The organism is Sphingosinicellaceae bacterium, from assembly GCA_019285715.1.
Lineage (GTDB): Bacteria > Pseudomonadota > Alphaproteobacteria > Sphingomonadales > Sphingomonadaceae > Glacieibacterium.
This window is the reverse complement of record CP079108.1, coordinates 1,705,103-1,718,084: the sequence shown is the minus strand read 5'-3', so window position 1 is coordinate 1,718,084 and position 12,982 is coordinate 1,705,103. Positions and strand designations below refer to the sequence as shown.

The 12,982-nt window shown below is 68.4% G+C and carries 15 protein-coding genes; 5 read left to right on the top strand and 10 right to left on the bottom strand.

The window, feature by feature from the left end:
* Positions 1 to 19: 19 nt before the first annotated feature.
* The 4 genes from KX816_08015 to KX816_08000 all read right to left on the bottom strand — a co-directional run bounded on the left by KX816_08015 (position 20) and on the right by KX816_08000 (position 3,755).
* Positions 20 to 1,027, bottom strand: a complete 1,008-nt coding sequence (locus KX816_08015; GenBank protein ID QXQ07923.1) for an SDR family oxidoreductase — start codon at positions 1,025 to 1,027, stop codon at positions 20 to 22.
* 80 nt (positions 1,028 to 1,107) lie between these two features.
* Entirely contained in the window at positions 1,108 to 1,716 is a 609-nt protein-coding gene (locus KX816_08010; protein ID QXQ07922.1) for a chromosomal replication initiator DnaA, read from the bottom strand.
* The gene (locus KX816_08005; GenBank protein QXQ07921.1) at positions 1,716 to 3,140 is read right to left on the bottom strand and encodes a heavy-metal-associated domain-containing protein; all 1,425 of its coding nucleotides are present in this window, start codon (positions 3,138 to 3,140) and stop codon (positions 1,716 to 1,718) included. The genes KX816_08010 and KX816_08005 overlap by 1 nt, the downstream gene beginning before the upstream one ends.
* A 69-nt stretch (positions 3,141 to 3,209) precedes the next feature.
* Positions 3,210 to 3,755: a PEPxxWA-CTERM sorting domain-containing protein gene (locus KX816_08000; protein QXQ08457.1), complete on the bottom strand. Its 546-nt coding sequence runs from the start codon at positions 3,753 to 3,755 to the stop codon at positions 3,210 to 3,212.
* Positions 3,756 to 4,299: 544 nt separating this feature from the next.
* On the opposite strand from KX816_08000, the gene purM reads away from it, so the two are divergent.
* Together purM and purN are read left to right on the top strand one after the other, a co-directional pair.
* Positions 4,300 to 5,382 carry a phosphoribosylformylglycinamidine cyclo-ligase gene (purM, locus tag KX816_07995; GenBank protein QXQ07920.1) on the top strand — a complete coding sequence of 361 codons (1,083 nt, stop codon included), beginning with the start codon at positions 4,300 to 4,302 and terminating at the stop codon, positions 5,380 to 5,382.
* A 14-nt stretch (positions 5,383 to 5,396) separates the two neighbouring features.
* The gene (gene purN / locus KX816_07990; GenBank protein QXQ07919.1) at positions 5,397 to 6,338 is read left to right on the top strand and encodes a phosphoribosylglycinamide formyltransferase; all 942 of its coding nucleotides are present in this window, start codon (positions 5,397 to 5,399) and stop codon (positions 6,336 to 6,338) included.
* A gap of 284 nt (positions 6,339 to 6,622) precedes the next feature.
* On the opposite strand, the gene KX816_07985 is transcribed toward purN, so the two are convergent.
* The gene (locus tag KX816_07985; GenBank protein ID QXQ07918.1) at positions 6,623 to 7,132 is read right to left on the bottom strand and encodes an N-acetyltransferase; all 510 of its coding nucleotides are present in this window, start codon (positions 7,130 to 7,132) and stop codon (positions 6,623 to 6,625) included.
* A 235-nt stretch (positions 7,133 to 7,367) separates the two neighbouring features.
* On the opposite strand from KX816_07985, the gene KX816_07980 reads away from it, so the two are divergent.
* Entirely contained in the window at positions 7,368 to 8,000 is a 633-nt protein-coding gene (locus KX816_07980) for a glutathione S-transferase family protein (protein QXQ08456.1), read from the top strand.
* Between the two features lie 15 nt (positions 8,001 to 8,015).
* Here the strand turns inward: KX816_07980 and KX816_07975 are convergent, their stop codons facing one another.
* Genes KX816_07975 through KX816_07955 form a run of 5 tightly spaced genes read right to left on the bottom strand, consistent with a single transcriptional unit; the run spans position 8,016 to position 10,338 of the window.
* A complete protein-coding gene (locus tag KX816_07975; protein QXQ07917.1) occupies positions 8,016 to 8,558 on the bottom strand; it encodes a hypothetical protein in 543 nt (180 codons plus the stop codon).
* A 2-nt stretch (positions 8,559 to 8,560) separates the two neighbouring features.
* Entirely contained in the window at positions 8,561 to 9,013 is a 453-nt protein-coding gene (locus KX816_07970; protein QXQ07916.1) for an ATPase, read from the bottom strand.
* A gap of 12 nt (positions 9,014 to 9,025) precedes the next feature.
* Positions 9,026 to 9,250 (bottom strand): F0F1 ATP synthase subunit C, encoded by a 225-nt coding sequence (locus tag KX816_07965; GenBank protein ID QXQ07915.1) that lies wholly within the window; start codon positions 9,248 to 9,250, stop codon positions 9,026 to 9,028.
* Between the two features lie 43 nt (positions 9,251 to 9,293).
* Positions 9,294 to 10,031: a F0F1 ATP synthase subunit A gene (locus KX816_07960; protein QXQ07914.1), complete on the bottom strand. Its 738-nt coding sequence runs from the start codon at positions 10,029 to 10,031 to the stop codon at positions 9,294 to 9,296.
* Positions 10,032 to 10,047: 16 nt separating this feature from the next.
* Positions 10,048 to 10,338: an AtpZ/AtpI family protein gene (locus KX816_07955; GenBank protein ID QXQ07913.1), complete on the bottom strand. Its 291-nt coding sequence runs from the start codon at positions 10,336 to 10,338 to the stop codon at positions 10,048 to 10,050.
* 193 nt (positions 10,339 to 10,531) lie between these two features.
* On the opposite strand from KX816_07955, the gene KX816_07950 reads away from it, so the two are divergent.
* Together KX816_07950 and KX816_07945 are read left to right on the top strand one after the other, a co-directional pair.
* Positions 10,532 to 12,235 (top strand): M20/M25/M40 family metallo-hydrolase, encoded by a 1,704-nt coding sequence (locus KX816_07950; protein QXQ07912.1) that lies wholly within the window; start codon positions 10,532 to 10,534, stop codon positions 12,233 to 12,235.
* 123 nt (positions 12,236 to 12,358) lie between these two features.
* Positions 12,359 to 12,982 carry a hypothetical protein gene (locus KX816_07945; protein ID QXQ07911.1) on the top strand — a complete coding sequence of 208 codons (624 nt, stop codon included), beginning with the start codon at positions 12,359 to 12,361 and terminating at the stop codon, positions 12,980 to 12,982.

The window sequence follows — 12,982 nt, the reverse complement described above, 5'->3', positions numbered from 1 at the left end:
TGAGCGATTACGCTCCTGCTTACGGCATGCCCTTGCCGCCCGCGGCGCCAAAGATCTGGCCAGTTGAGTAGCTGGCGTCATTGTCCGCGAGCTGGACATAGATGCTCGCCAGCTCGGCCGGCTGGCCCGGGCGGCCCATCGGGGTGTCACCGCCGAACTTGACGAGCTTCTCCTGGAACGCGCCGCCGCTGACCTGCAGCGGCGTCCAGATCGGGCCGGGCGCGACGCCGTTGACACGGATGCCCTTGGGCGCGAGCTGCTTCGCCAGGCTGCGGACGTAATTAGTGGTCGCCGCCTTGGTCTGGGCGTAGTCGTACAGGTCCTCGGACGGGTCGGTGGCCTGTTCGGAGGTCGTGCCGATGATCACCGAGCCCGGCTGGAGGTGGGGCAGCGCCGCCTTGATGATCCAGAACGGCGCGTAAATATTGGTCTTCATCGTCCAGTCGAACTGCTCGGTGGAGATGTCGGCGATCGACTTGTGCGCCTGCTGGCGGCCCGCATTGCTGACGACGATGTCGAGCCCGCCGAGCTGCCGCACAGCTTCCGCCACCAGCTTCTTGCAGAACGCCTCCTCGCGCAGGTCGCCGGGGATGGCGATGCCCTTGCGGCCCTCGGCGCGGATCAGCTGGATGACCTCGCGGGCGTCCGGCTCTTCGGTCGGGAAATAGTTGATGGCGACGTCGGCACCCTCGCGCGCGAAGGCGATGGCGGCCGCACGGCCCATGCCGGAGTCGCCGCCGGTGATCAGCGCCTTGCGGCCCGCCAGCCGGCCTGAGCCCTTATAGCTGGTCTCGCCGTGGTCGGGGCGCGGCTCCATCTTGCCCGCGAGGCCAGGCCACGGCTGCTCCTGGCCCGGGAACGGCGGCGCGGGATACTTGGTGCGCGGGTCCTGAAGCGGCATCGCGGCTGTCGTTGCACGGGGCGCGCTGCTGCCCTGTCCCAGCGCGGGTGATGCGGCAGCGGCGGCAATGCCAATGCCCGCTCCAAGCGCGACCTGACGACGCGACGGGCTGTCCTGATTGTCCATTCTAGAAACCTCGATGTCTGGGATTTGGCTTCAGAACACGCGAGGCGGGGAGTGGTTCACCGGGCTTGGTGCCGCAGCTTCTAAGGCTCTAGCGGCAGGTCGAACTGCGCCTCCAGGACGGTCCGCGCCAGCGGGATGGTCAGCCCCCGCCCCTCCTCCAGCGCCGCGCCGTCGAGCGCCTCGACGGCTGCCGCGACACCGGCAAAACTCCGCTCGATCCGCGCGAGGATATAGGCTGCGACCTCGGGAGCGACGCGCAGTCCACGGTCCGTGAACCGCTTGGCAAGGACGGCAGCCAGCAGCCGGTCGTCGGGGTCGCGGATGGCCAGCAGCGGGGTCGCCGCCAGACGCGACGCGAGATCGGGCAGCCCATGGCCCCATTCGGCAGGGCGCTTCCGTGCCAAGATCAGCAGCGGGCGCGCAGTCGTCGCGGCATTCCAGGCGTGGAACAGCGCTTCGGGATCGGCAGCCTCGGCATCATCGGACAGCGTCGCCCCGGTGCGCGCCGCGAACAGCCGCGCGAGGTGGCTCTTCCCCGACGCGGGCGGCCCGATCAGCAAGGTCTGCGGCTGCGGCCAGTCGGGCCAGCGGTCGAGCCACGCGACCGCATCGGCATTGGCGTCCGAGACGAAATAATCGGCCTCCCCCACCCCCTCGCGGTAGGCGAGCGGGAGCGGCAGCTGTGCCATTATTTGGGTGCCGTCCCCGACAGGAGGTCGACCGGCCCCTCCTGCGGCTTGGGCTTTGGGGCGGGCTGCGGCTGGGCTTGCGGCCTGGTCTCGGGCCTCGGTGCGCGGTCGCGCGGGCGCGGCGCGAGCGGCTCGGGAACGAGCGCCGGGCGCGGTTCGGCGGGGGGCGGTGCCGGTGGTGCTCCCGCCGGCGCAGGCGGAACTGCGCCCTCGACGGGAGGGACTGCCCCGGTCGCTGCGGCAAGGCGCGCCGCGACGAGGCTTGCCGGCTCAGGGATCGGCGCGTCCCCCGGCTGCTTGCGGCGCAACTGGGTGCCCTCGAGGCGCAGGCCGCGCTGGTCGAGCCGGTAGCGCAGCACGTCGAGCGTATCGCCGTAGTGGATCTGGATGCGCGAGGTGCCGCCGAGCGACAGGCTGCTCAGCGTCACCGCGGTCACCGTCGGGGTGTTGCGCAGTGCCGTCTCCAGCTCGCCCCATACCTTGGCGTCGGGGGTGACGACATCGGCTTCGAAGCTCGCCCCCGACAGGTCGACCGCCGCCCCGGCGATGTCGGGCGAAGCGCTGAGGATCGGGTCGAGCTCGGCGGTCAGATCGGCCTCGCTGGTCAGCTGGCCGGCCCGCAGCGCGTCCGCATAGACCTGGTCGATGCGACGGACGCCCTGATCGAGCATCGCGTCGAGCCCGGCCTCGGCTGATGTCCGTAGATCGAAGGCCCCGAGCACGGTGCCGTCGGGTCCGTGGCGGGCGACGAAGCTCGCGGCGATCGGTCCGCCCGGGAACGAGCGCGTCAACCGGACCTCGGCGATCAGCACGTCGACCGCACCGAAGCGGTTGAGAATGTTGCGCCACAGCGGCCGGTCGCTGCGCTGGGTCTGGTAGCTGGTAAGCAGCACGTTGTCCCCCGCCGAGCCGCTGGCGATGACATAGTCGATCGGGCTCAGCCCCTCGCTGAACCGCGACCACGCCGAGATCCACGGCGTCTTGACCTGGTACAGCGTCCGCGCGCCTGCGTCGGTGAACACCGGCAGCAGCAGCATCGGCCCCGAATGCAGCGCCCCCGCGGTCCCGGCGAAGTGCGCCGACGCCCGCGCCCGGTCGAAGACCACGCCGAGCGTCGCGATGTAGCGCGTCGTCGAGAAATGCTCGCCCTCGATCTCGATCCCCGCGACCATCTGCTGGAGCGTGCCATCATCGTAGTGAGGGGCGGAACTGGCGGCCTCGCCGGTCAGCCGGTTCCACAGCAGCGGCCACGCCTTGGCACGCGCGATCCGGTACGCCGCCATGCGCGCGTCGTAGGTCGTCTTGGCCGAGGTATCGACCGGTATCCCGCCGATCACGTACGCCGCGCCGCCGCCACCGGTCTCCTGCGCCAACGCGGGCGCGGCAACGGCGAGGACGAGGAGCAGCAGGAAAGCGCGGATCACGAGGCGGGTTGTAGCGCGTGCGCGGGGTTTGTCATCCCGGGAAGGGTGCCGGGCTCCCCGCGCCGCGATTCAGGCGACGGCGCGCGCCCGCCGCCGCATCATCGTGCCGGTCAGTCCGAAGCCGGCGATCATCAGCGCCCAGCTGCCGGGCTCCGGCACGAAGCCGGCCGCCGCATAGACCTGATGGTAGAGCGCGGCCTGAATGCTGGCGATCGGGTGGATATTATCGACCGTGGTGAACCCGTCGCAGTCGATCTTGCCGTTGATCGGCGTGCGATGGTCGAAGCACGCTCCCGTCTCGGTGAACGGCGCGATGCCAAAGGCCGTCGGATTCGCCGCGACCTGGCCGAGGAAATTCTGGTAGCTGAAGCGGATCAGCTGCGTCCCGCCCAACGTCGGCGCAAGCGCATTCAACCCCGCCTGCAACTGTGCCTCCAGCGCGAAACCCGTCGCATCGGTGTTCGGCACGCCGGTCACCAATATGCGGGTGGCGCCGAGGTGGCTGAGCGTCTGGACCGCGCCGGTCATCGTGGCGACGAAGGCGGCGGCATAGCTCGTCGGCGTATAGCTGCCGATGTTGTTGGCCTCGAGGCCGAAGACGTCGTTGCCGCCCATGTTGATGACATACAACGCATTCGGATCGACGCTGTGGCCGCTCAGGTAGAAGCCGAGCTGGGAAGCGAGGTCGGGAACGAAATCGCCGGTATCGACGGCGCGCGCACCACCGATCGCATAGTTGGTGCCACTGCCCGCGAAGGCCGGGGACTGGTAGCTGCCGTAGAAGCGCTGGTTGAGCAGGTCGGTATAGTCCGGGCCATTGGTGAAGCGACCGGGGAAATAGCCCTTCGAGGCCGGGTTGAACTGGTCGCTGCCGACCAACGCATCGAGGTTGCCGGCATCGACGAGGCTGTCGCCGAACACGATCAGCTGGCTGGGCTTCTGGGCGGCTGCTGCCGGGGTCACGGCGAGCATGGCAAGCGCGGCAAGCGCGAAGTGGCGCGACGACATCGGCGATTCTCCCAGGAATGGCGGCTTGAATGCTACCTTGACGTTAACGTTAGGTACCCTTCGCAGGGGCGACAAGCATTGTTGCGGGCCTGTCGCATCGAGCGCGCACCGGGATGACACAGGCCCCTCCCGCCGCTAAGCCTGCCGCGCAATGGACAAGCCCCTCACCTACGCCGACGCCGGTGTCTCGATCGCCGCGGGCAACGCGCTGGTCCGCGCCATCGCCCCGCTCGCCCGCTCCACCGCCCGGCCCGGAGCGGACGCCGAACTCGGTGGCTTCGGCGGGTTCTTCGATCCGCGCGCGGCGGGGTACAAGGACCCGCTGCTGGTCGCCGCGAACGACGGCGTCGGGACCAAGCTCAAGCTGGCGATCGACACCGGGCGGCACGACGGCGTCGGCATCGACCTCGTCGCGATGTGCGTCAACGACCTGATCGTGCAGGGTGCCGAGCCGTTGTTCTTCCTCGACTATTTCGCCAGCGCCAAGCTCGTCCCTGAAGTCGCCGAGGCCGTCGTCGCCAGCATCGCCGACGGTTGCCGCCAGGCAGGGTGCGCGCTGATCGGCGGCGAGACCGCCGAAATGCCGGGCATGTACGCGCCCGGCGACTACGACCTCGCGGGCTTCTCGGTCGGCGCGGTCGAGCGTGGCGAGCAGCTGACCGGGGACAAGGTCGCACCCGGCGACATATTGCTCGGGCTCGCCTCGACCGGCGCGCATTCGAACGGCTTCTCGCTGATCCGCAAGCTGATCGAGGGGGTCTCGCTCGACCGCCCGGCCCCGTTCGATATCGACGTCACGCTGGCGGATGCGCTGCTCGAACCGACCCGCATCTACGTCCGCAGCCTGCTCCCGGCGGTCCGCGCCGGACAGGTCCATGCCCTCGCCCACATCACCGGTGGCGGACTGCTGGAGAACGTCCCGCGCATCCTGCCCGAGGGTTGCCATGCCCGCATCGACGCGGGCGCGTGGCTGCAATCGCCGCTGTTCGCCTGGCTGCAGGGCCGTGGCCGCATCGAGCCGGGCGAAATGGCGCGCACCTTCAACTGTGGCATCGGCATGGTGGTGTGCGTCGCCGCCGCCGACGTGGATGCGCTGACCGAGCGCCTGACCGCAGCGGGCGAGACCGTCCACGTCATCGGCGCGGTCGACGCCGGCCCGCGCGGCTGCACCGTATTCGGCGCGGACGAGGTGTGGAACAGCCGCACCGAGTGGGAGGCCGTCCACCTTGCTTGAGCGGGCCCGCCATCGTGGCTGAGCGCGCCCGCGTCGGGGTGCTGATCTCGGGCCGCGGCTCGAACATGGCAGCCCTGCTTTACGCCTCTCGCGCCGCCGACTGCCCGTACGAGATCGTCCTCGTCGCCTCGAACGATCCCGAAGCCCCCGGCCTCGCGCTCGCCGCTGCGGAGGGCGTCCCGGTTTTCGCGCGCTCGCACAAGGGCAAGGACCGCGCCAGCTTCGACGTCATCATCGATGCCGAGCTGCAGGCGGCGAACGTCGAGTTCGTCGCCCTCGCCGGCTACATGCGGCTGCTGTCGCCGGAATTCGTGACCAAGTGGCACGGCCGGATGGTCAACATCCACCCGTCGCTGCTGCCCGCGCACAAGGGGCTTCATGTCCACGAGGCGGTGCTGGCGGCGCGCGAGCGCATCAGTGGCTGCACGGTCCACCTCGTCACGCCCGAACTCGACGACGGCCCGGCGCTCGGCCAGACCCGGGTCGCGGTGCTGCCCGGCGATAACCCTGACAGCCTGGCGGCGCGTATCCTGATTGCAGAGCACCAGCTCTACCCGCGCATGCTGGCCGAACTGGTCCGCCGCGACACCGGACCAGAGGCAGCGCTGGCCAAGGTCCGCGAACTCGCGCTGGCGCTGCCCGAGGCCGAGGAGAAAGTCTCGCACGGCAGCCCCGGCTTCTTCGTCCGCGGCGGCAAGTTCTTCGCCTATTTCCAGCAGAACCACCACGGCGACGGCATCATGGCGCTGCTGGTGAAGACCAGCGGGGTCGAGGAACAGGCGATGCTGATCGAGAGCGACCCCGACCTGTATTACCGCCCTGCCTACCTCGGCCCGTCGGGCTGGATCGGCATCCGGCTCGACATCGGCCCGGTCGATTGGGCGCACGTCGACGGGTGGCTGACGCGAAGCTGGCGCGCGTCGGCGCCGAAGCGGCTGGCAGCGCTGCCGTTCTAGCAGCCTCCCACCAGGTCGTCCTTCCGGCGAAGGTCCCCCTTGTCGCTCCAGGATCGCCCAGCCCCAAGGCCGCAAACGACGCCGGACTTCACTGTCCTACACATCGCCGATCTGGTACAATACACCTGCGCCCAGCTGACCGGCACGATCTTTCTCATCGTCGCTTACCCGAGCGCCAAGACTCGATATTTAGCGAAGACGCACGCGGTCGCCGCTAATCCAAAAACGCGCGAGGGTACTTACTCTGACAACTCTCGCGCCCGAAAGCGCGGAAAACCGTCAGGTCACGCCGCGATGCGGAAGTCCTCGGTGGCGGCCGTAAGGCGTCCAACGATCGGCAGATTGTTGCCGTGACGCACCAGCAGCCGGGCACGATCGACAGGACCCGGGACTGCCCATCCCTGCGTCGGCGCAGCGATGAACCCGAAAGCGCCATAATAATCCTGATCGCCGATCAGCACGATCGGTGGGCCTGCGGTGTCATCGGCGCGAGCCAGCGCCTCGGTCAGCAGGGCCTTGCCGATGCCCTCGCTGCGCCGCACCGGCGATACCGCGAGCGGCCCGAGCAAGGTCAGCGCGGTCGTTGCGCCATGCAGCAAGCGCAGCGGCCAAAGCTGGATCGAGCCGACGAGATTTCCCGCGTCGTGGGCGACGAGGCTCAATCCGGCAAGCGGCATGACGCCGTCGCGAAGCCGGTACGCAGTCCGCAAGCGGCGAGCCGGGCCGAAGCAGTCGTCGAGGAGCTGGTCGATGGCAGCGGCATCAGCCGCCACCGCAGGGGCAAGTTCGAACATGGTGGAAGTCCCGGGTGAGTCGATGAGCAGATGAGTGAAATCCGATAATCCGGCTGGACGGCCAATCAACCGTCCCCCGCCGCGCTTCACGCGCGACGGTCAGATTCGTCGGGTCATTCTCAGGCTCATGCCGATCCTCATGCTGTGGCGCATAACCGCCATCGCCACCGGTCGCAAGATCGTTATCATCGCGCCCCAACGCAACAGGGCCCAAAATGGTCCGGGTGGAGGGCAGATGCTCCTGTACGACATGGGTCTCGCGCCCAATCCGCGCCGTGTGCGAATCTTCCTCGCTGAGAAGGGCATCGAGGTCGAGCGGGTCGAGGTCGACATCCCATCGGGCGCCAACCTTGCCCCGGAGTTCGTCGCGATCAACCCGCGCGGCGTCGTGCCGACTTTGCTCCTCGACGACGGCACCATCATCGACGAGTCGATGGCGATCTGCCGCTATTTTGAGGCGCTGCACCCGTCGCCGCCGCTGTTCGGGACGATGCCGATCGAGCAGGCGACGATCGAGAGCTGGCAGCGGCAGTGCGAGTTCGACGGGCTGTTCGCCGTCGCCGGCATCTTCCGCAACCGCTCGCCGCACTACGCTATGCGCGCCATGCCGGGCACCAACCCGCCGCTGGCACAGTCTGCCGAACTGGCGGAGCGTGGCACTGTCCTGATCGCGCACTTCCTCGAGCGGCTCGAGGCGCGGTTGTCGGCGAGCCCGTTCGTCGGGGGGGAACGGTATAGCGTGGCGGACATCACCGCGATGGTGACGCTCGACTTCGCGCGCTGGGTGAAGGTGCGGGTACCGGAGGGCAACACGGCGACGCTTGCGTGGTATGCAGAGGTGTCGGCGAGACCGAGTGCGAAGGCCTAGCCTTCGCGGCCCCCTCTAAGCCCGCGCGAGGTCTGCGATGGCGGAGTTGGCAAGCTGCGCCTGCATCCCGGAGTCGGTCTGTTCGGCAATAACCCGGCGAGCCTGAGCCGTCGCAAGCTCGACGGCCTGGGCGCGCAGTTCCGTCTCTGCGGTGCGCTGGGCCGCGGCGATCTTGTCCTCGGCCATGCGGGTGCGGCGGCCGATCGTAGCATCTGCTCCGGCTTGGGCGTCCACGAGCAGTTGTTCGGCCTCGGTGTGAGCGCGGTCAAGAATCGCCTGCGCGTCGCTGGCTGCCGCGGCCTGCTGGCGCTTGGCTCCGGCGAGCAGCGCCTCGGCCTCGGCACGTACGGCCTTCGCCTCCTCAAGCTGGCGCTTGGCGTCCGCGATACGCCCGTCGAGCGCAGTCACGATGCGTTGCGGCAACTTGCCCACGAACACCGCTAGCAGCAAGAAGATCGACACCGAGATATAGACCCAGGTCTCGGCACCGAGACCGAGCAGGACCGGTTCGGGCTCGTGCGCCGCGCTGGCGGTGCCGGTGGAGGTCGTGTCGGCCATCATCAGTTCCCCACGGGCGCGGCACGCCCGAGCAGGCGGCTGACGATCTGGTCGGCCAGCGACTTGGCCAGCGTCTCGATCTCGCCCCGCGCGTTGTCGCGCGCGGTCGCGACCTCGGCCTCCGCGGAATGCATCCTGGCGGCGAGCTCGGCATCGATCGCCTTCAGCCGTGTCTCGATGACCTTGGCGCTCTCGGCCCGCGACTTCGCGACGCTGGCCTGCGCTGCCTCGCGCGCCGCGGCGAGCTCACGGGCATTCTTGGCACCGATCTCGTCCGCAGTCAGCTTAGCGGCCTCGGCGGCCAGCAGGTCGCCCTCGACCTGCGCGGCACGCGCCTCGACGACCTTCCCGACCTTGGGCACGGTCATCCGCACGATGCCGAAATACAGCACCGCGAAGATGATCGCGAGCCACGCCAGCTGGGGCGCGAAATTGGCTGGGTCGAACTGAGGCATGCTTCGGTTCGCTTAGCTGAACGCAAGCGCCAGTGCGACCACGGCCGCGATAAGGCCGAGCGCCTCGGTCACGGCGAAGCCGAAGATCAGGCGGCCCGCCAGCTTGTCGGCGGCGGCGGGGTTACGCAGCGCGCCCTGGAGGAACATGCCGAAGATGAGGCCGACACCGATTGCGGCGATACCGGCACCCATCGCGGCGATACCGGCACCGATGACCTTGGCTGAAGCGATGTCCATGAGTTAGACCTTCCTGTTGATGTCTTGGTAGAGGATTTACGAATTAGTGGAGATTGACGGCGTCGTTTAGGTAAATCGACGCCAGCAGCGCGAAAACATAGGCCTGGACGACCGCAATCAGCAGTTCGAGCGCCGTCAGAGCAACGTTGACCGTCAGCGGCACCAGCCCGAACACGTAGGGCAGCGCCTCAAAGCTGCCGAGCGCAACGACGAAGCCGCCAAACACCTTGAGCAGGACGTGGCCCGCGGTCATGTTGGCGAACAGCCGGATGGCGAGCGTGAACGGACGCGACAGGAACGACACAACCTCGATCGGCACGACGATCAGCATCAGGACCAGCGGAGTGTCCTTGGGGATGAACAACGAGAAGAAGTGCAGGCCGTGGCGCAGCAGGCCGACGATCAGCACCACGACGAACACGATCAGCGCGAGGCCGAAGGTAACGCCGATGTGGCTGGTCGGGGTGAAGGCGCCGACGAAAGGGATCAGCCCGAGCAGGTTGCAGGCCAGCACGAAGATGAAGATCGAGAATATCAGCGGGACATAGCGCCGCCCCTCGGGGCCGACGTTCTCGTCGAGCATCTTGCCGACGAAGTCGTAGAAATACTCGACCGCCGCCTGCCAGCGACCCGGCACCAGCTTCGGGTTGGCCGAGCCAACGAACAAGAACACCGCGACCATCGCGAGCGCGATCGTCATCCACAGGCTGGAGTTGGTGTACGACACGTCGACGCCGCCGAGGCTCAGCGGAACCTTCCGGACGATGTCGAACTGTTCCATGGGACCGGCCAAGGGTCTAGTCTCCGGGCGTGCCGTCGAATTGCTTCGACCGTTTCAGGGCGCTGCGGACACCGGCGGCAAAGCCGAGCCCGAGCAGGACGATCATCAGCCACGGCGCGGTGCCGAACTGCCGGTCGAGGAACCAGCCGAGGAAGCCACCGACCAGCACCGCGCCGACGAACTCGACGCCGATGGCATAGCCACGACTTTCAGCGCTGGGCGCTTTCTTCTGTTCGAGACCGGCCTTGTCCTTGGCGTCGGCGATGCGGCGCGAGAGATCATCGGGCGTGCGATGATCGTCGGACACTTCGGAACTCCGAGAACGGCGGTTGAACAGTAAAAAACGGCCCCGGCAGTCACCCGCCGAGGCAGCGTCCCTCTAGTGTCGGCCCGCCAAAGTGTCAACGCTTGAGCGGTGCCCGAGCGGGGCTTTTGCGCCACAGCTTGTCATTTCCGGCAACAGCACCGAAGCTCCATGCGGGCTTATGGGGGTATGGCAGATGCGCAGTTGGTGGCCGCTACTGATTGCGCTCCTTGGCACTGTGCTGCTCGCGGTGTTCGCGACGACGCCACGGGCGCCGCGCGGCCTCGACACTGCCGCGACAGCCTTCTCCGCCGAGCGCGCGATGGCCGACGTCCGCGAGATCGCCCGCGCACCGCACCCAACCGGAAGTGCCGACAACGCCCGCGTCCGGGCCTGGCTGGTGCAGCGGCTTACGGGTCTGGGCATGAGCGTCCGCACGACGAGCGCGCCACTCAGCCCAGCCGGTGCCGCGCGGCTGCACAAGTGGAGCGGCAGCGACGCGACGCCGCCGCTGGTCAACATCGTCGCCACCTTGCCCGGTGGTGAGCCCGGTGCCTCGGCCGTACTGGTGCTCGCGCATTACGACAGCGTCTGGGGCTCGCCGGGAGCCGCCGACGACGGTGCCGGGGTCGCGTCGGCGCTCGAGATCGCACGCACGCTAAAGCTCGATCCTGGCCGGCGGCGTCCGCTGGTCGTGGTCTTTACCGACGGCGAAGAGCTCGGCCTCGAAGGCGGCAAGGCGCTGTTCAACGCCGATCCGGACCGCGCCTACATCGGGGTCGTCGTCAATCTCGAGACCCGCGGCGGCGGCGGGCGCGCCGCGATGTTCGAGACCGGGCGCGATAACGGCGCGATGATGCGGCTGTTCGTAGAGGCAGTCGGGCGGCCCTCGGCGACCTCGCTGAGTGTGTTGATTTACGAGCTGTTGCCAAACTCGACAGACTTTACCCCGGCCAAGGCCCTCGGCCTCCCCGGCTTCAACTTCGCCTTCATCGGACGCCCTGGCCTGTACCACTCGCCGCTCGCTACCGCGGACAACCTCGACCAAGGCGCGCTGCAGGACATGGGCAGTCAGGCGCTCGACCTGACGCGGGCGCTGGTCACCGTCCCCGCGCTGCCCGGCAAGGCCCCCAATCTCGTGTTCTTCGACGTGCTCGGCGTCGCGTTGATCGCCTACCCGCCGGTCGTCGGCTGGCTGGTGCTGGGCGTGGCTGTGGTCCTGCTGGGCGCGACGGCATGGCGGGTCGGGGCAGGTGCGAGCGATGTCGGCCGCGGCCTACTTGCGACGTTGGCGACATTGGTCGTCGGAGCCGCACTGCTGTTCGCCTTCAACATACTTTCGGGAGCAGGCGCTGGCGCGAATTACTACGACCGGCTGGCTGCGATCCCGTGGTTGCAGGTGCAGGCGCTGCTGGTTGGTGGCGCGACGGTCGGGATCGGCCTGTTGCTCCGGCAGCGCGACGGCGTGCCGGCCGCTACGGCGATCGGGACCGCGCTGCCCCTGCTGGTCACAGCCGTCGTTCTACAGGTCATCGCACCGACCGCGGCGTTCATAGTCGCATGGCCGGTGATGTTCGCCGGGGTGGTCGTCGCCGCCCTCGCCTTCATGCGCGGACCCATCGGAACCATCATCGCCGTCGTCATCGTCGCGATGGAGGCAGCGTACGTGCTCTCCTTCGCATTCTTCCTGACCCAGGCGATCGGGCAGGACACTCCGTCCGCTGCCGCGCTGCCGCTGTCGATGATCGCGATGCTGGCGTGGTCATTGGTGCCGTCGCTTGCGCCACGCCGACTGCTCGCTGTCGCCGCGATCCTGCTGCTGGCCGGCGCGGGCATCGCCTTGTCGGTCCGCCTCGATCCGATCGCGGCGAGTGTCCCGGCCTACAGCCTGAAGGGTTGACCCGCCGCCCGCGCAAGACTGTATTGCAATCGAATTGCGGGAGGCCGGGCGACGCAAACCACTCTCATCCTGATCGGGGTCGCGTGCATCGTCGGCGCGATCGTCGGCGGCGGCGTCAAGCTCGTGCAGGTCGAGTTGCGTGCTTTCGATTCGCTCCAGCGCCAGATCCTGCTCGGGGTGTTCGGGATTATCCTGGTCGCGGCCGGGTTGATCATGGGAAACGGCGTGGAGCCGTCGAAGCTGGCGACCGAGAGCAGCACGCCATCGAAGGCACCCGAGAAGGCGCCCGAAGTCACAGACGCCCCGGCGGTCTCGGTCGCCACGCCGTCTTCAGAACCGACCCGGACGCGGGTAGCCCCCGCCGACGCACCGGCTGCTCCGTCTGCCGCGTCCACGCCGCATACAGGAGCGGAGGCCCTGCCAAGCAAGGTCGACATATTCTGGTGCGAAAGCGGGGATGGCAGTGGCGACAACCGCGAGGCGGGGACGCGGGTGGGGGCAGCGCTGCAGTCCGACGGGCGGGTCGCCAGGGTCCGCGTGCGACCACTGTCGCTGGCGACCAATGCCCGCCCCGACTACAGCATCGGCAACGACATCGTGCGCTTTGACCCGGGCGAGCGTGGCGAGGCGACGATACTGGCGAGCCTCGCCACCGGTGCTTCGGGCCGCGCTTTCGCGCCTGCACCGGCGCTGCCGGGCACGCCGTCGGTGGACTATCTGTCAATCTTCGTCTGCGGCGCGCACTAG